The sequence below is a fragment of the Chloroflexus sp. genome, from assembly GCF_034434295.1.
GTDB lineage: Bacteria > Chloroflexota > Chloroflexia > Chloroflexales > Chloroflexaceae > Chloroflexus.
Genome location: NZ_DAOTZQ010000034.1, coordinates 1 through 16,865 on the forward strand (window position 1 = coordinate 1; position 16,865 = coordinate 16,865).

A 16,865-nucleotide genomic window follows, 5' to 3' on the forward strand; every position below is an offset into this window, starting at 1 on the left:
TCGGTTTTAACTTCTATGAACTGATCCCCCCTGAGCAACGCGAACAGGTGGCAGTGGAGATTGCTCTGCTTAGCCGTGAGCAACCGACGATAGAACACGAGCACGAGGTTATTCAGCCAGATGGCTCCATTGGCTGGCAGCGCTGGGTCAATCGCCTGCTCTTCAATGAGTATGGGGAACCATTTGAGTATCAGGCAGTGGGGATGGACATCACTACGCGTAAGAAGGCAGAAATCGAGCGTGAGCATTTATTGCGCGAGTTGACAGCCCGAAACAGTGAACTGGAGCAGTTCACGTATACGGTGTCACATGATTTGAAAAGCCCGTTGATTACTATCAAAGGCTTTGCCGGATATATTGAGCGTGACCTGGCTGTCGGTCGTTTGGAACGAATACCGGCGGATATTCAGCGGATCAAGGACGCTGCTGATCGGATGTATCAATTGCTGGAAGATTTGCTCAACCTGTCGCGGGCCGGGCGTCAGTTGAGTCAGTTATCACGGATCGGATTAGGGTTACTAATTAGTGAAGCTGCAGCCGGGGTGAGTGGTCGTTTAGCGGAACGGAATGTCTATCTCCATCTGCCGCCCAATCTGCCAGAGGTTTACGGTGATCGCACACGCCTGCGGGAAGTGTTTCAGAATTTGATCGACAATGCAGCCAAATTTATGGGTGATCAGCCGAACCCACAAATCTGGATTGACGCACGTCGCGCCGATCTGCCCGGGTTTGTGCTGGTTAGTGTTCGTGATAATGGAATTGGGATTGAACCACGTTATCTCCAGCGGGTGTTCGGCCTCTTTGAACGCTTGAACGCGCAGGTAGATGGTACTGGCATTGGGTTAGCCCTGGCGCGCAGGATTGTAGAAGCGCACGGTGGTAAGATATGGGTGGAATCGGATGGTCTGGGTAAAGGAACCACCTTTTATCTGACATTGCCGGAGCCTCCGCGTCAGGAAGAGAGGGCGCAAGGTCTTGTTCAGTAGCATATCTCGCATCCGTCACAAGCCATGTGATAGTGAATAGTGTGCATATAACAAAGACAGATCGTCCGTGAACGGACGTGTTCGCATGATAGACTGATGCCATACACACTGACCGGTGGTGGTAGCTCAAGGTACACGTGGCAACGATGACGGTTGGGCAAGGAGGGGAATAATGCAGTGATGTACGCTCTGCCTGGAAAACTTCCGGTGCTTCACGGATCGATGAGAAAGAGGTGTGACATGTCAACCAGCCCTGATCCGGTTGTTGTCTTGCTTGTGGAAGACAATCTCGATCACACCGAGTTGATTACTCGTGTCTTGAACGATCACCGTATTCCTAATCGAATTATCCCTGTTGCCGATGGTGAAGCTGTGCTGAACTATCTGCGCCGGCAGGCTCAATTCGCTGATCCGGCAACCAGTCCGCGCCCACATGTGGTATTGCTCGACTTGAATCTGCCGCGTTTGAGCGGTCTGGAGGTGCTTCAGGCGATGAAGACAGACGCAGCCATTAGCCATATTCCGGTGGTTGTGGTCACCACCTCACGCGCTGAGAGCGATCTGCGCCTGGCTTATCAATTTCATGCCAACAGTTATCTGGTGAAACCGGTTGATTTTGAACAATTTAGCCGGATGCTGAATGATTTAGGTGATTACTGGCTGGAATGGAATCAGCTTCCTCAAAGCTCTCAGTATGTTGCCTGATAACGTATTCGATACAGGTGGTTGTACGTGACTCTCCAAATTTTACTCATCGAAGATAATCCCGATCATATCGAGTTGGCGCGACGGGCATTTGAGCAGGGAAATCATCAACTTATTGTCGTGGCATCGCTGGCAGAAGCACGACAACACCTGGGCGAACGGTCTTTTGACCTGATCATTTGTGATTTACTCCTGCCCGACGGACGGGGTGATGAGCTGTTGGTCACGAGTGCTGATGGCTTAACGTTGCCGGTTGTGTTGATGACGGGTTATGGTGATGAGCGGGCCGCAGTATCTGCTCTGAAAGCGGGTGCACTGGATTATGTGGTGAAAACGCCGGCTACGCTGCTTGACCTGCCACGTATTGCCGAACGGGCGTTACGTGAACGACGACTCATCATCGAACGACAGCAGGCCGAACAAGCCTTACGACGGAGTGAGCGGCTCTTTCGGGCGATGATCGAGCGGAGCAGCGATGCGATTTCGATAGTGGATCACAATGGCTTTATTCGCTATGCCAGTCCATCAACGCAGACGTTGCTCGGTTATCCGACCGAAGGCTTTCTGACTCAGCCGGTCGAGGGTTTTGCCTTTATTCATCCAGCCGACCGTGAGCGGGTTCAGCGGCTGTTTTTGAACATCATCCAGCAATCCGGTGCTACGGCAATGGCTGAGTTTCGCGCACGTCATGCCAATGGTGGTTGGCGTTGGATTGAAGCAACGGCCTCGAACTGGCTCGATGATCCGGCGGTTCAGGGGGTGATTGTTAACTATCGCGACATCACCGAGCGTAAATTGATGGAATTACGGCTTCAGCATGGGGTGTTACACGATGCGTTGACCGGCCTGCCCAATCGAGTCCTGTTGAGTGATCGCCTGGCGCAGGCGATCAAACGCAGCCAGCGCAACCCACAGTATCACTTTGCCGTGCTCTTTCTTGATCTTGACTACTTTAAGGTGATTAACGACAGCTTCGGGCATCCGGTTGGTGACCGCTTTCTGGTAACCGCAGCTTCGCGATTACACAGTTGTCTGCGTTCGGTTGATACGTGTGCCCGTTTGGGTGGCGATGAATTTGTTATTTTGCTCGATGATATTCGATCACTTGACGCTGTGGTGCAGGTCGCCAGACGCATCATTCACCAATTGAGTTTGCCGGTTGAGATTGATGGCCAGATGCTTCACTCGTCGGTCAGTATTGGGATTGTATTTGGTTCAGCGGAATACAACGATCCGGCGGAAGTATTGCGAGATGCCGATATTGCGATGTATCGTGCAAAGGCGAGTGGTAAATCGCGTTACGAGGTCTTTCATCCGGCAATGCGTGAAGCTGCGCAGGCACGTTTAGCACTCGAAAATGAATTACGGCGAGCCGTTGCTCAGCGTGAGTTTATTGTCTATTATCAACCTATTATGAATATCAGTTCAGGAGGATTGATCGGGTTTGAGGCGTTGGTGCGCTGGCAACATCCGACACGCGGTATCCTGACACCAGCCGCTTTTCTTGATGTGGCCGAGGAGGTTGGGTTGGGAGATGTTATCGGCTGGCAGGTGCTTGAACACGTTTGCCAGCAATTGGCCGCGTGGCAGCACACCTTTCCCCACGCCGCCCATCTGTCGGTGAGTGTGAATCTTTCGGCGCACCAGTTTATGCTTCCCGATCTTTATGCGCGGATTGTTCAATTGTTGACGCAATACAACATCCCGCCGAACTGTCTGAAGTTGGAGCTGACTGAGAGCGCTTTAATGGAGTATAGCCAGGAGGCTGCCGCAGTGCTGACGCGTTTGCGGTCATACGGTATTCAGATTGCGATTGATGATTTTGGGGTGGGTTATTCTTCGCTGAGTTATCTGATCCAGTTGCCGATTGATCAAATTAAGATTGATCGCAATTTTATCATTCAGCTTGACCAAACTCATCATTCACAGGCGATCGTGAGTGCTATCGTCAATCTGGCCCGGAGTCTTAATCTTGAAGTGGTAGCCGAAGGGCTAGAGACTACCGAGCAGGTTGATCGCATGCGCACAGTCGGTTGTCATTACGGGCAAGGGTATTTGTTAGGGTATCCATTGCCGGCGACGGAGGCGAGTCGGTTGTTGGATGAGGCAGGCTAAAGCGCTGACCGATCACGTGGCAGCTCTGGCAGGATTGCAGATCACCGGCACGTGCTAATTCAAGTTGCTACCTTGTCACCACAGAGACACAGAGGATAGGTTCAACCCGGGTTGCTACCGTGAGGCGTGACCCGGTACACCCATAGGAACTGGCTGTCACCCATATGCGGTTACGCCTCACGGTGTTGCGTGCAACGTCATGCTGTTCATCCTGGCAATCAGACTCCGTGGCCTGCTCACAGTACAGGTGGCAACTTGGGTTACTATAATCCGCGAACATCCGTTTGGTGTTTGTGATACTCACAGTTCATCCTACGACTGGCTGCCACACGATGTTGCCCAGGATCACGCATGATGGGATAGTATGTGCTGATGGGTGCAGGGATGAACAACACTATTCCCGCTGCGGCCTACCAACGTGTCATTCCCGAAGACACAACGCACAATGCGTAATCGGTGTATACTCACATATAGGCAAACGCTGTGTTATTGGAGCACATGTCTCGCATGGTGATACATACCGAAGTACCGGCACCGATCCGCGCACTCTTCCCGTTTCATGTACACGAATATGCTCTGCCTGCCGGTGTGATGCGCTACGTGGATGAAGGCCATGGGCCACCAGTGGTTTTGCTGCATGGTAATCCGACCTGGTCGTTCTTCTATCGTCGCCTGATCCCGCTGCTTCGCACACAACGGCGAGTGATTGCGCCTGATCACCTGGGATGTGGATTGTCGGATAAGCCGCAACATTATCGCTACTCGCTCGTCAATCATATCGCCAACCTGGAAAGCCTGCTGACCCGGCTTGATGTCGGGCCGGTTGATCTGGTCGTGCACGATTGGGGCGGGGCGATTGGGATGGGATGGGCAGTGCGTCATCCCGATCGGGTGCGGCGGATTGTGGTGTTGAATACGGCAGCGTTCCTCTCACCCCATGTGCCGTTGCGTATTGCCGCCGGCAAGTTGCCCAGGCTGGAAGAATGGGTCATCCGGCAACTTAACGCTTTTGCCATTGCAGCAACCACCATGGCAGTTACCCGCCCGTTACCAGCGGTAGTGCGCGAAGGCTATCTCTGGCCTTACCGGACGTTCGCCGACCGGATTGCGATTGCTCGTTTTGTACAAGACATTCCACTGCATCCCGGTCATCCGACATGGCCTGTGGTTGATGCGATTGATCGTGAGCTAGTGCATCTGCGTGATAAGCCGGTGCGAATTTTTTGGGGTGGACGGGACTGGTGTTTTGATGATCGGTTTCTGGCCGGCTGGCTACACCGGTTTCCCTCCGCTTACGTTACCCGTCTCGATGATGCCGGGCATTATGTGTTAGAGGATGCTTCCGATGAAATGATTGCGCTGCTGGGGCACTGGTTGTTGTCAGAGTAAGAGGGGAATGTGTATGCGCGTAGAGTTACCTCAACCTCCTGTGGCTGACCGTAAGCCGGTGGTGATCCGGATACAGGGCGATGAGATTGTTGATGAGTTTGCCTGGCTGGAAAACCGTGATGATCCCGCAGTGATTGCCTACCTTGAGGCGGAAAATGCGTATGCCGAAGCAGTGATGGCACCAGCCGCAGCCCTCCGTGAGCGTCTCTACCACGAGATGCGTGGTCGCATCAAAGAAGATGATCGCTCGGTGCCGGTACCATATGGTCGTTATCGCTATTATGCACGTACAGAAAGCGGTGCCGAGTATCCGCTGATGTGTCGTACCGAGGGTGATGATGGGCCGGAAGAAGTGCTGCTCGATCTGAACACGCTGGCTGTCGGGCATGCGTTTTGTCAGCTTGGCCCATACAAGCCATCCCCCAATCATCGTCGTCTCGCCTATGCTCTCGATACCACCGGTGCGATAATTTTTACGCTCTATATCAAGGACCTGACTACAGGTGATCTCATTGATGTGCCGATTGAACGGGTTGCCGACGTGGCATGGGCTGATGAGCAGCCCCTGTTTTATACGGTGTACGATGAAGCTCACCGTCCATACCGTCTCTATCGCCATGTGGTGGGCACGTCTCCTGCCGATGATGTGCTGGTGTACGAAGAGACGGACGAGCGGTTTAATTTGGGTCTGCGCCGGAGTCGTTCGGGGGCGTATCTGTTTCTGACGTGCTACAGTCACGGCGGTACCGAGGTGCGGTATGTGCCGACGGCAACTCCGTTTGCCGAGTGGCGGGTAATCTATCCGCGCCGACCGAAGATTGAGTACTTCGTTGATCATCACGGGGATCGGTTCTATATCAGAACGAATGATGGGGCCGAGAATTTTCGGCTGGTGAGTGCACCAGTGGATCATCCGACAGATGTAGTTGAGATTCTGCCGGAACGTGCTGATACGCTGATCGATGGGATCAGCTGCTTCGCCGACTATCTCGTCGTCTATGAGCGACGGGCCGGGTTGCGTCAGATTCGGATTAGTGATCCTGATGGGAACAATCCGCGGTATGTTTCATTCCCCGAACCAGTCTATACCTGTACGCCTGATGCCAATGAGGAATTTGTTACCGATCAGCTTCGGCTGTCGTATAGCTCGCTGGTCACGCCGCCGTCTATCGTCGCCTACGATATGCGTCAGGGAAGCTGGCAGGTGCTGAAGCAGGAAGAGATTCCTTCGGGCTATGATCCGTCGCTCTATGTCAGTGAGCGGCTTTGGGCTTCAGCACCGGATGGTGCGCAGGTTCCGATTTCGATTGTCTATCGCCGTGATCGACCACGGAACGGTGGCCCTTGTTTGCTGGTTGGGTACGGCGCGTATGGCTACAGCTACGATCCTGCGTTCGATAGTAAGCGCCTGAGTCTGCTTGACCGCGGTTTTGCCGTGGCGATTGCGCATATTCGTGGTGGGCAGGAGTTGGGGCGGCAGTGGTATGAACAGGGACGGATGCGCCACAAGCCGAACACGTTCAGCGATTTTATTGCCTGTGCGGAACATCTGATCAACGAGGGTTACACCTCGCCGTCACACCTGGCGATCAGTGGCCGCAGCGCCGGTGGGTTGCTGATGAGTGCCGTGGTGAATGCCCGTCCTGATCTCTTCCAGGCTGTGGTAGCCGGTGTGCCCTTTACCAATGTGATTATCGCCATGCTCAAACCCGATCTGCCGCTGACTGTTACCGAATGGGAGCAATGGGGTAACCCGGCTATTGAGGAAGAGTATCGGGTAATGCGTTCATACGATCCTTACCTGAGCCTGAAACCGGGTGCGTACCCACATATCCTGGCTACCGCCGGTTTGCATGACCTCCAGGTACCGTATTGGGACCCGGCTAAGTGGGTGGCAAAATTACGCACTGTGAAGACAAATGACACGATGCTGCTGCTGCGAACCAACCTTCAGGCCGGACACAGCGGCCATTCGGGTCGGTTTGCCCGCCTCGAAGAGTTTGCCTGGGAGTATGCGTTTATCTTAACCGCATTGGGCATTCATGCGTAGAGAAGCAGAGGTCAGGATGCGCAACGAAGAACAGACCGCTGCGCGTGTCACCTTCACAATGGTGGCCGGCGCGAACGTTGCCCGCCATCTACCCTTGATGGCTCAGAAACGTCCGCATCAGACGGCTGTTGTCGGTGGGGTCGGACGGGATCGGGCGGGTAAGGTCATCTACCGCAGGCAGAGCTTTGCCGGGTTACACGCTGCCAGTGACCGGCTGGCGTGGGGGTTGACAGCTTACGGGTTACGGAAGGGAATGCGGGTTTTGCTGATGGTTCCAGCCGGTGTGCCACTGATCAGCCTCACCTTTGCACTGATGAAGGCCGGTTGTGTACCGATCCTGATTGACCCGGCAATGGGGCGGCGGAATCTGGCTCAGTGCATTGCCGAAGTTGCACCAGAGGCATTCATCGGGGTGCCGCGGGCGCATCTGTTACGGCTGATCTTTCCCCGCTCCTGTACGACTATTAGATACGCTGTTTCGGTAGGGCCAGCCTTGCCCGGTGCTGCCGCCTTACGCGAGCTTGATATACCGCTGCGGACACCGTTTCCGCTGGCGGACATGCAATCTGATGATCCGGCAGCAATTGTCTTTACGAGTGGTAGTACCGGTACCCCGAAAGGTGTTCTGTATACGCACGGCATGTTTGAGGCGCAGATTCATACACTGCGCAATCTGTTTGGGATTGCGGCGAGTGAGGTCGAGATGCCGGCCTTCCCGCTCTTTGCCCTGTTCAATGTCGCGCTGGGGGTGACATCGGCAATTCCACCTATCGATCCGACACGACCGGCCCAGTGCGATCCGGCCGCCGTGGTTGAGTTTATCCGTGATCTCGGCGTGACATCGACCTTCGGTTCACCGGCAATCTGGGAAAAAGTGACGGCGTATTGTCTGGCCCACGATATTCAACTACCGTCGCTCCGGCGGGTGTTGACGGCGGGAGCACCGGTGCCAATCCATCTGCACGAGCGTTTGCATCGCATTCTGTCGCCTACGGCTGATAGTTTCACACCTTACGGTGCTACCGAAGCGTTGCCGGTAACTTCTATCAGCGGTCGCGAGGTACTGGCGGCACATGCTGAATACCCCTCACCATTGGCTGGTACGTGTATCGGCTATCCGGTTCCCGGCGTTGAGGTCGCAATTATTCCGATCACCGATGAGCCAATTCACGCCTGGCAGGATACCCACCGCTTGCCGCCTGGAGTCATTGGCGAGATTTGTGTGCGTGGTGCCACTGTCACCCATACCTACGTCGGGCGGCCCCAGGCAACTGCGTTAGCCAAAATCAACGACGGCAACCGCATCTGGCATCGCATGGGTGATCTCGGATATTTCGACGAACGAGGGCGGCTCTGGTTTTACGGACGTAAAAGTCAGCGCGTGATGACGGCGCATGGGACGCTCTTCACCGAGCCGGTTGAGCGTCTCTTCAACCAGCATCCGGCGGTTGCCCGTTCGGCGCTGGTAGGGATCGGAAAGCCCGGCACACAATTGCCGGTTGTCGTTGTCGAACGGCGGCGTGATCGGGCCATTTCAACCTCACAACTGATCCGCGAGCTGCGCCAACTGGCAACCACAACCGAAACCACAGCGATCATTCAGACCTTTCTGATCCATCCGTCATTTCCGGTGGACATTCGCCACAACGCAAAGATCTTTCGCGAACAACTGGCCGATTGGGCCGCACGTCGCCTGCGTATATCTGTGTGAAAAAGCTATGATTGCATTAGTTACCGGGGGGAATGGGTTTGTCGGTCGTTACATCGTCGAGCAATTGCTGGCACGTGGTGATCACGTGCGCGTGATTGGGCGTGGTGCCTATCCTGAATTGCAATCACTGGGGGTCGAGACCTACCAGGTCGACCTGACCTTACCCGAATCGGCGTCGGTACTGTCACAGGCGATGCGCGGTGTAACGACCGTATTTCACGTTGCTGCGAAAGCCGGGTTATGGGGCAGCTACGATGAGTTCTACCGGGCTAACGTTAGTGCAACCCAGCGGGTAGTCAAGGCGGCCATTCGGGCCGGTGTGCCGAAACTGGTCTATACCTCAACCCCTTCGGTTGTGATTGGGCACGAGGACATCCACGACGGGGATGAACATCTGCCATATCCCAGGCGGTATCTTGCACCGTATCCGCACACCAAGGCGATTGCCGAACGGTACGTGCTTACCCAGACCGATATTGCAACGGTTGCGCTGCGGCCACATCTGATCTGGGGGCCAAGCGATCCTCACATTCTGCCCCGGCTGCTTCGACGGGCGCGACGGCGAATGCTCTTCCAGGTTGGTGATGGAACAAATCTGGTTGACGTATGTTACGTCGAAAATGCCGCCACTGCGCACCTCCTGGCAGCTTCAGCGTTGAACGAACGCTCGCCACTCCGGGGTCGTGCCTACTTCATTGGTCAGGAACGTCCGGTAAACCTCTGGCAATTCATTGGCGAGATACTGAAAGCGGCCAACTGTCCACCGGTACGCGGTCGTATATCAGCGTCAGCAGCAACATTCCTGGCGACCGGACTAGAATTGCTTTACACAATCCTCCGCCTTCCCGGCGAGCCACCACTTACGCGTCTGATGGTGCACGAACTTAGTCATTCGCACTGGTTTAGCCATGCTGCTGCTGAACGAGATTTTGGTTACACGCCACGGATCAGGATTGAGGAAGGTATAGAGCGCACGTTTGCCCTGACAGACGTCCAGCCATAAACGAGAGCACCGGGTTTCAGCAATCTTCAATCATTACCGAGACAGGGAGGATTTCGTGCTATTCAGGCATGTCATGATCGAAGCAGTCAGTTATGTGTTAGCTCCTCATCGGATCACGTCCGATTGGATCGAGGATCAGATTGCCGAAACAATGGAGCGTTTACGCTTCCCTCGCGGCAAATTAGAGGCGCTATCGGGTATTCGCGAGCGTCGCTTTTGGGATGAAGGAACGCTACCCAGCACAGTTGCCACCATGGCGGCTGAGCGTCTCCTCGATCAGGTGGCGATTGATCGCGAACGCATCGGGCTGCTGATCAACACCTCGGTCTGTCAGGATTACCTCGAACCAGCAACCGCGTGCTTCGTTCATCGCAATCTTGGGCTGTCGCCGCGAGCAATCAACTACGATGTGCGCAATGCGTGTCTGGGTTTTCTCAACGGCATGGCGATTGCCGGTATGATGATCGACGCCGGAACCATCGAGTATGCCCTGATCGTTGATGGCGAGGGTGCGCAGGATGCCGTGATGGCAACGATCCGGCGACTGCGCCGCCCAGAGACAACCAAACAGGATTTGCGCGATAATTTTGCGACCCTGACATTGGGGTCTGGCGGGGCAGCAATGCTGCTCACCCACGAGCGCTTCGCCAGAAATGGTCACCGGTTGAATGGGGTGGTGACCCTGGCAGCAACACAATACAACCACTTGTGTCTGGGGCAGCCGGACTATATGAAAACAGATGCCGGCGCGCTGATGCATGCCGGCGTAGAGCTGGCCGTAGATACCTGGCGTCTGGCCCAAGAGGTCTTGCCGAACTGGAGTGACCGGCAGATTACACTCTACGCACCGCACCAGGTTGGCGCACGCCACATGGCGGCGGTGACGAAAGCGCTCCACATCACACCGTCCAAGCTTTTTCTCAATTTTCCGACGTTGGGCAATGTCGGTCCGGCAGCATTGCCGATTTCGCTGGCGCAAGCAGCAGAAGCCGGACGGCTGCGCGCAGGAGATCATGTCGGGCTGCTCGGTATTGGTTCCGGGTTGAACTGTTCAATGATGAGCGTGACGTGGTGATACCAAATCTTGCGTGATCCGGTGCATCTCTACCTGTTACCGGTTATGCGGTGAAGCGTGACTGTCCATAGCGATCCCCGGGGGTACCTGTATGCTATGGATGAGCGGGTAGGGGCGGGTTTTAAACCCGCCCCTATATGTTCGCCTGGTTATACGCGGGGGCGGAAGGATACGTCTTGCATCGCGTGCCGGGCTTGATGTAAGCGATGCAACAGACACCTGGTTTGAATACAAGAGATGCAGAAGCATTCCGTATCACCCAGTTGCCGCCACCGGTAACGTAAACCAGACCCGCGTACCGCGATTAACCTCACTCTCAATATCGATGGCCCCACTGTGTGCTTCAACCAGTCCTTTGGCTATTGCCAGCCCAAGACCGGCATGCCCATCGCTCCGATTCCGAGCCGCATCAACCCGATAGAAGCGCTCGAAGATGTTGGGAAGGTGTTCTAGAGCGATTCCGCAGCCATTGTCGCTGACGCTCAAACGAATCTGTTTTCCTGCCGGTTCGGTGGTGATGGTAATAACGCCTCCAGATGGGGTATAGCGCAGGGCGTTATCGATCAGGATCAGTAACACCTGCCGTAAGCGATCGGGATCGGCGAGTACAGTGCCGGTGATTGGTGTAAGCTGGATTGCGATGCCCTTCTCTTCAGCCAGGCGCTGTACCTGCCGGTGGAGATCGGCGAGGAATGATGGGAGAGATACCGGTTGACGCTGTAAGACCAGTGCGCCGCTGTCGAGGCGTGAGAGGGTCAGCAGGTCATCGACCAGACGCCGCATGTGATCGCTTTCGCTCAGCACGTCGGACAGGAGTTCGCGTTGATCTGCATCGCTGGCGTGGCGCAGTGCAACCTCGGCACTGGCCCGAATCAGGGTGAGGGGCGCCCGCAATTCATGGCTGGCACTGGCAATGAAGCGTGTCTGGCGTGCCCAGGCTTCCTCTGCCGGGCGGATCGCCCGGCCGGCCAGCCACCAACCGGCAAAGCCGATAATCACGGCGCCGATGAAACCAAGGCCGATGAGTCCTGACACCAACTGCCGCAATACCTGTTCCTGATCGGTCAGGAGTCGGCCCAATTGCAGGGCTGCCGGGCCATCGGGTCGGGTGAGACGATAGGTGAGCAGACGGACGCGCTGACCAGTGGCGGTCTCGATGGTGCGGATGTCAGAACCGTTACGTAACGCAGCGTCTAATGCTACCTGATGTGCTGGCATTGGTAGTACTGCCGGATTGGGGTTGAATAGAATACGACCCTGGGTGTCAAGAGGCAAGACAAAGATTGATGATAGTTCGGCATCATAGGCGGATGGCAGAGCTGAAGTGGCAGGGATGTTTACCACCGAATCGCCCTTGAGCTTGATTTTGATGATCTTGCCGCTGTATGCATCAATCTCGATTTCACTGCCGTCGCGCAGTTTGACCTCGTAATATGAATCGTCTAATTTGACCTCTTTGATCTCACCCCCTCGTACTGCCAGCGCAATCTGTGCCGCCTCTTCTACGGACAGTCGCCGGTTGCGGTTTATGGTGTTGGCTGACCGCAAAAGTGACCAGTCGGCGTCGGCACGAGCCAGTCCTGGTGGCAATGGGGCATTAAGCGCATGAAATTCGTACACCATCTTGTGCTGGAGGGCCAGATCGGTGATGCGCTCGAAGTAACCGGCAACGCTCACGTAGGTGCCGCCGCCGATCAACGCGATGATGACTACGGCAGCACAGGCGTAGAACAGGGTAAATTGCCAGCGTAGTCCCCTAAACACGTTCAGCCTCCAATCGGTAACCAATCCCGCGAATAGTGTTGATCGGGTCGGTCTCGCCCGACGCATTGAGCTTGCGGCGCAGGTATGAGATGTAGACATCGACCATTTGCGGTTGCACGTCGTGTTCAAACGACCAGACATAATCAAGGATTTGCTGGCGAGTCAAGGTCTGGCCAGCGTTCCGCATCAAATATTCCAGCAGACGCCACTCGGTGGGGGTCAGATCAAGTCGACGCTCGCCCCGGCGTGCCGTGTAATTTCGTAAATCGAGCACAATGATGCCGACCCGCAGTTCATCGTTCGCGCTGAGATTGGGGTGGAAACGTCGTCCAAGCGCTCGCACCCGTGCCAGTAGCTCTTCGAAGGCAAAAGGTTTAACCAGGTAATCATCGGCACCACTCTCGAAACCGAGGACTTTATCTTCGAGCTGACCACGGGCCGTTAAGAGGATGAGGGCAGTTGGCAGGTGTGCAGCGCGGGCAGCGCGACACAACGATGGCCCGTCGCGTCCTGGTAGCATCCAATCGATAATTGCCACATCGTAGACTCCCTGCATCAGCAGATCAAGCCCACTCTCGCCATCCCAGGCCACATCGACCGTGTGGCGTTCTTCACTTAAGACCCGTTCGATCAGTCGGGCCAGGCGCTTGTCGTCTTCGACAATCAAAATCCGCATCGCAGTGGCATCTCCCTTACCTGACAGAGTATACCTCTGATTTTATTATACCTCAAGAACCTTGGAAAAAGATTGGAATGTTGCGTGGCTATTTTAAGAGTGTTTTGAGAAAGCCGCTGTATTGTTTGTCGCGAAGGCACGTACTGCACACGGAGGCGTTATGCTGAGAAGATTTTTCAAACCGCGCATAATCGCGATTGCGCTGATTGTCCTGTTCGTCGGTATGCAAGCCATCCCGGTCTGGATGCTCCAAACCAATCCACCAGTTGTTACCGATGTGGCCTGGACAACGCCGGAAGCGGCGAGCATTGCTCGTCGCGCCTGCTACGACTGCCACAGTACCCAGACGAACTGGCCCTGGTATAGCAGAGTTGCCCCGGTGTCGTGGCTGGTGACGTATGACGTGCTGAAAGGACGGGCAGAACTCAACTTCTCGCTCCCCCTGCGTGAGCCAGAGGAGCTGGCAGCCGAGATTGCTGAAGTGCTGCGTGAGGGTGAGATGCCGCCACGTGCGTATATTCTGCTCCATCCAGAGGCCAATCTAACCCCCCAGGAAAAGGAAACCCTGATTGCCGGCACACCCGGTGCTACCGGCCTCCGTTCGGGAGAGGGGTACGGTGACGACGATGACTGATTTGATGTGAGGTTCAATCTTTCAGATGAGAAAGGAGACATTGCCATGAATCGTACCATGTTTCTGATTTCAGCCGCATTGACCGCTTTCGTACTGGTTGTGATTGGCGGAGTCGCGAGCAGGTTAAGTGTGAGTGAACCGCTGAGTGAGGTGCCAACTGAGATTGTGATCGAGTCGACCCCAATCGTCGTTCCAGCCATTGACCCAACCGTTGAAGCCATGATCCGTGAGCGGGAAGCAGCGTATCAGGCATCAATGGCCGAAGCGCAACAACGTCTGGCTGAAGCAAATCAGCGGTTGAGCGTCGCGCAGCAGCAGCTCGATACATTAGCTGCGGCGTCACAATCGGCAGCCGTGGCAGCGCCGGCAGCACAGTCTGCACCTGCTGTGGCAGCGCAATCTGCACCTGCTGCGGCAGCACCGGCAGCGCAGCCAGCCCCGGTTCAGGCACCTGTGGCACCACCAGCCCCAACCTACGCTGTTTCACCGGAGCAGGCCCAGGCGATAGCCCAAGCCGCAGCCGGCAGCGCGACCCTGATGCGCACACCAGAACTGGTTAGTCTTCAGGGCACGCCAGCCTATGAAGTAGTGTTTGATCGCGGTGCAATTTATGTAGATGCCCAAACCGGAGCAATCCTGGCGAACACTATTGCCGAGATTGCGCAATCTGCCAATCCCATCAGCGAAGATCAGGCTATCGCGGCTGCCGTCGCGTATCTGGGCGGTGGTACAGTTAATAAGGTCAAGCGGGAATACGAGCATGGGGTAGACGTCTATGAAGTGAAGTTCAGTGATGATAGTAAGGTCTATGTCGATGCCTACACCGCTCAGGTGGTGTACGCGAAGGTGAAAAACGCTTACGATGACCAAAACCAAAACACGTATGACAACTACGACGATAATGATAATGATAAGGAGGATGACGATAAGAAAGATGACGATAAGAAAGATGACGATAAGAAAGATGACGAAGATGACTAGATGTCATCCTATTGTCACCTATACTAACAGGTAACGTAAGAAAGCCTATTCACCTGGCAATTAGACATACATCTGTGCAATCGAAAAGCACTCCTCTAAGGGGAATAACAGGAATCTGCAATGCATGTGGTTTGAGCGATTGGTACCTGCATATTGCACTGACGTGTATGCCTGCCATCTCGCTCAAGCCACACCAGAAAAGGAGCGATATTATGGAGAAACAAAAACCCAAATCCACTCGTTACGATGTTGCCGGTTTGAAGTGGGCAATCAGTACTGCGGCGTTCGCGGTAACGATTGGTGGATGGGGATGGCTTACGGCGCAGAACCCGCCAGAGGTTGCTGCCAGTGAGCCGGTGATAACTATTGTCCCACCCTCCGTTTCCTATCAACCACTCCCAGACTGGTTAACCCAATCACCAGCATTGCCAATGCTACCCACGGTGGCTCCGCTCGATGTGCCTGATATGCCGGCATCCAGGCCTGCGGCTCAACCCGCTCCGGCAGCGGCACCAGCTCCAGCAGCGGCACCGCCACCAGCGCCAGCGCCGGCGGCTGCGCCAGCTCCAGCTCCGGCGGCTGCGCCAGCTCCAGCGCAACCAGCCCTGCGTGAGGTGACTGTGCCGGCCCCAGCGCCTCGTCCGGCACCCGCAGCGCGTACTCGTTCATCGCGTTGATCCGGAGATCGCTATGCAGCAGATCAGTTTTCGGGCGATGGGTTCAACAATCACCATTATCGTGGACAGTACCAATCCGGCTGTTCGCAGTGCGCTCACGTCAGCACGGAAGACCTTTCTGCGCTACGAGCAGATACTTAGCCGGTTCCGTCCACAGAGCGAATTGAGTGCGCTTAACCGTGCAGCTGGACATGGCCCGCGCCGGGTTGGACGGACACTCTGGCAGGCGGTTTGTCACGCCCTACGGATCGCCCGTCTGAGTCAGGGCCTGGTTACGCCAACGGTCGGTGCGGCACTGATCGAGGCCGGCTATGACCGTGATTTCGGTATGCTTGCTGCTTCGCACAGGCAATCCATGCCAACCCCGGTTGCGGTTCCTTCCTGGCAGCGTATCACATGCAATCCTTACCGACGTACTATCGCGTTACCGGCAGGGGTGCAACTTGATCTGGGTGGCAGTGCAAAGGGGTGGACTGCGGCCCTGGTTGCGCACCAGCTGGGAAAACGTTTTCCCACCCTGGTTGATGCCGGGGGCGACATCGCACTCAGCGGGCCGCGCCGTGATGGTACGCCCTGGCCGGTAGAAGTTGCCAATCCACGTCAGCCTGATACCGGTATTGAGCTGCTTATGGTTCGACGAGGAGGAATCGCGACCTCGGGGATTGATTATCGGCGCTGGCTGCACAACGGGCGCTGGCTACACCATCTGATCGATCCACGCACTGGTGTACCGGCGCAAACCGACGTGCTGGCAGCCACAGTCATTGCGTCCAGCCTGCCGCTTGCCGAGATGGCGGCGAAGACGGTCGTCCTGCTTGGGAGTGACAAAGGTTTGCGCTGGTTGCATTCCCGGCCTGATCTCGCCGGCCTGCTGGTAACCACCGACGGTTTAGTGATGCGTACCGCAAACCTCGCTCACTACTGCTGGCGTTCGGGTGTTGAGTCGGCTGCCAGCCGCTAAACTACGTGGGTAGCAGCCAGTTCCCATCGACGCGCTCTGGTATGCTCTGAGGTGGCAACCCGGATGATGCCCATCCGCTGTGCCCCCGTGCTTCTGTGGTGATAAAGGTAGCAACCTGGGTCTTGTATCAATAATTTA

General features: G+C 55.6%; 14 protein-coding genes. 12 read left to right on the forward strand and 2 right to left on the reverse strand.

The window, feature by feature from the left end; translation table 11 throughout:
* The 8 genes from VAE57_RS05210 to VAE57_RS05245 form a co-directional block, all read left to right on the forward strand.
* Nucleotides 1–986, forward strand: a 986-nt coding sequence (locus VAE57_RS05210; RefSeq protein WP_322820838.1) for a sensor histidine kinase, incomplete at its 5' end; no start/stop codon positions are given.
* 240 nt (nt 987–1,226) lie between these two features.
* Nucleotides 1,227–1,691, forward strand: a complete 465-nt coding sequence (locus VAE57_RS05215) for a response regulator (protein WP_322820839.1) — start codon at nt 1,227–1,229, stop codon at nt 1,689–1,691.
* Between the two features lie 27 nt (nt 1,692–1,718).
* On the forward strand, nt 1,719–3,806 hold the full coding sequence (locus tag VAE57_RS05220; RefSeq protein ID WP_322820840.1) for a putative bifunctional diguanylate cyclase/phosphodiesterase: 2,088 nt from the start codon (nt 1,719–1,721) through the stop codon (nt 3,804–3,806).
* Nucleotides 3,807–4,313: 507 nt separating this feature from the next.
* Entirely contained in the window at nt 4,314–5,195 is an 882-nt protein-coding gene (locus VAE57_RS05225; RefSeq protein WP_322820841.1) for an alpha/beta fold hydrolase, read from the forward strand.
* A 13-nt stretch (nt 5,196–5,208) separates the two neighbouring features.
* Nucleotides 5,209–7,245 carry a S9 family peptidase gene (locus tag VAE57_RS05230; RefSeq protein ID WP_322820842.1) on the forward strand — a complete coding sequence of 679 codons (2,037 nt, stop codon included), beginning with the start codon at nt 5,209–5,211 and terminating at the stop codon, nt 7,243–7,245.
* 16 nt (nt 7,246–7,261) lie between these two features.
* Nucleotides 7,262–8,956, forward strand: coding sequence for a fatty acid CoA ligase family protein (locus tag VAE57_RS05235; protein WP_322820843.1), 1,695 nt, complete (start codon nt 7,262–7,264; stop codon nt 8,954–8,956).
* Nucleotides 8,957–8,963: 7 nt separating this feature from the next.
* Nucleotides 8,964–9,959 (forward strand): NAD-dependent epimerase/dehydratase family protein, encoded by a 996-nt coding sequence (locus VAE57_RS05240; protein WP_322820844.1) that lies wholly within the window; start codon nt 8,964–8,966, stop codon nt 9,957–9,959.
* A 55-nt stretch (nt 9,960–10,014) separates the two neighbouring features.
* Complete coding sequence (locus tag VAE57_RS05245; RefSeq protein ID WP_322820845.1) at nt 10,015–11,034, forward strand: 3-oxoacyl-ACP synthase III; 1,020 nt, start codon at nt 10,015–10,017, stop codon at nt 11,032–11,034.
* A 255-nt stretch (nt 11,035–11,289) separates the two neighbouring features.
* Here VAE57_RS05245 and VAE57_RS05250 read toward each other — a convergent pair whose 3' ends face one another.
* Together VAE57_RS05250 and VAE57_RS05255 are read right to left on the reverse strand one after the other, a co-directional pair.
* Nucleotides 11,290–12,798 (reverse strand): ATP-binding protein, encoded by a 1,509-nt coding sequence (locus VAE57_RS05250; RefSeq protein WP_322820846.1) that lies wholly within the window; start codon nt 12,796–12,798, stop codon nt 11,290–11,292.
* Complete coding sequence (locus tag VAE57_RS05255; RefSeq protein ID WP_322820847.1) at nt 12,791–13,474, reverse strand: response regulator transcription factor; 684 nt, start codon at nt 13,472–13,474, stop codon at nt 12,791–12,793. The genes VAE57_RS05250 and VAE57_RS05255 overlap by 8 nt, the downstream gene beginning before the upstream one ends.
* 160 nt (nt 13,475–13,634) lie before the next feature.
* Between VAE57_RS05255 and VAE57_RS05260 the strand changes: the two genes are divergently transcribed.
* From VAE57_RS05260 to VAE57_RS05275, 4 genes are all read left to right on the forward strand, one after another.
* The gene (locus VAE57_RS05260; protein WP_322820848.1) at nt 13,635–14,108 is read left to right on the forward strand and encodes a heme-binding domain-containing protein; all 474 of its coding nucleotides are present in this window, start codon (nt 13,635–13,637) and stop codon (nt 14,106–14,108) included.
* A gap of 45 nt (nt 14,109–14,153) precedes the next feature.
* Nucleotides 14,154–15,089, forward strand: a complete 936-nt coding sequence (locus VAE57_RS05265) for a PepSY domain-containing protein (RefSeq protein ID WP_322820849.1) — start codon at nt 14,154–14,156, stop codon at nt 15,087–15,089.
* A gap of 212 nt (nt 15,090–15,301) precedes the next feature.
* A complete protein-coding gene (locus VAE57_RS05270) occupies nt 15,302–15,766 on the forward strand; it encodes a hypothetical protein (protein WP_322820850.1) in 465 nt (154 codons plus the stop codon).
* Nucleotides 15,767–15,779: 13 nt separating this feature from the next.
* Complete coding sequence (locus VAE57_RS05275; protein ID WP_322820851.1) at nt 15,780–16,727, forward strand: FAD:protein FMN transferase; 948 nt, start codon at nt 15,780–15,782, stop codon at nt 16,725–16,727.
* Nucleotides 16,728–16,865 lie beyond the last annotated feature (138 nt).

Excerpts from the sequence above, each read along its gene's own strand:
- VAE57_RS05215 (WP_322820839.1), top strand. The coding sequence starts at position 1,227 with ATGTCAACCAGCCCTGATCCGGTTGTTGTCTTGCTTGTGGAAGACAAT.
- VAE57_RS05225 (WP_322820841.1), top strand. The coding sequence starts at position 4,314 with ATGGTGATACATACCGAAGTACCGGCACCGATCCGCGCACTCTTCCCG.
- VAE57_RS05230 (WP_322820842.1), top strand. The coding sequence starts at position 5,209 with ATGCGCGTAGAGTTACCTCAACCTCCTGTGGCTGACCGTAAGCCGGTG.
- VAE57_RS05235 (WP_322820843.1), top strand. The coding sequence starts at position 7,262 with ATGCGCAACGAAGAACAGACCGCTGCGCGTGTCACCTTCACAATGGTG.
- VAE57_RS05240 (WP_322820844.1), top strand. The coding sequence starts at position 8,964 with ATGATTGCATTAGTTACCGGGGGGAATGGGTTTGTCGGTCGTTACATC.
- VAE57_RS05255 (WP_322820847.1), bottom strand. The coding sequence starts at position 13,474 with ATGCGGATTTTGATTGTCGAAGACGACAAGCGCCTGGCCCGACTGATC.
- VAE57_RS05260 (WP_322820848.1), top strand. The coding sequence starts at position 13,635 with ATGCTGAGAAGATTTTTCAAACCGCGCATAATCGCGATTGCGCTGATT.
- VAE57_RS05265 (WP_322820849.1), top strand. The coding sequence starts at position 14,154 with ATGAATCGTACCATGTTTCTGATTTCAGCCGCATTGACCGCTTTCGTA.
- VAE57_RS05270 (WP_322820850.1), top strand. The coding sequence starts at position 15,302 with ATGGAGAAACAAAAACCCAAATCCACTCGTTACGATGTTGCCGGTTTG.
- VAE57_RS05275 (WP_322820851.1), top strand. The coding sequence starts at position 15,780 with ATGCAGCAGATCAGTTTTCGGGCGATGGGTTCAACAATCACCATTATC.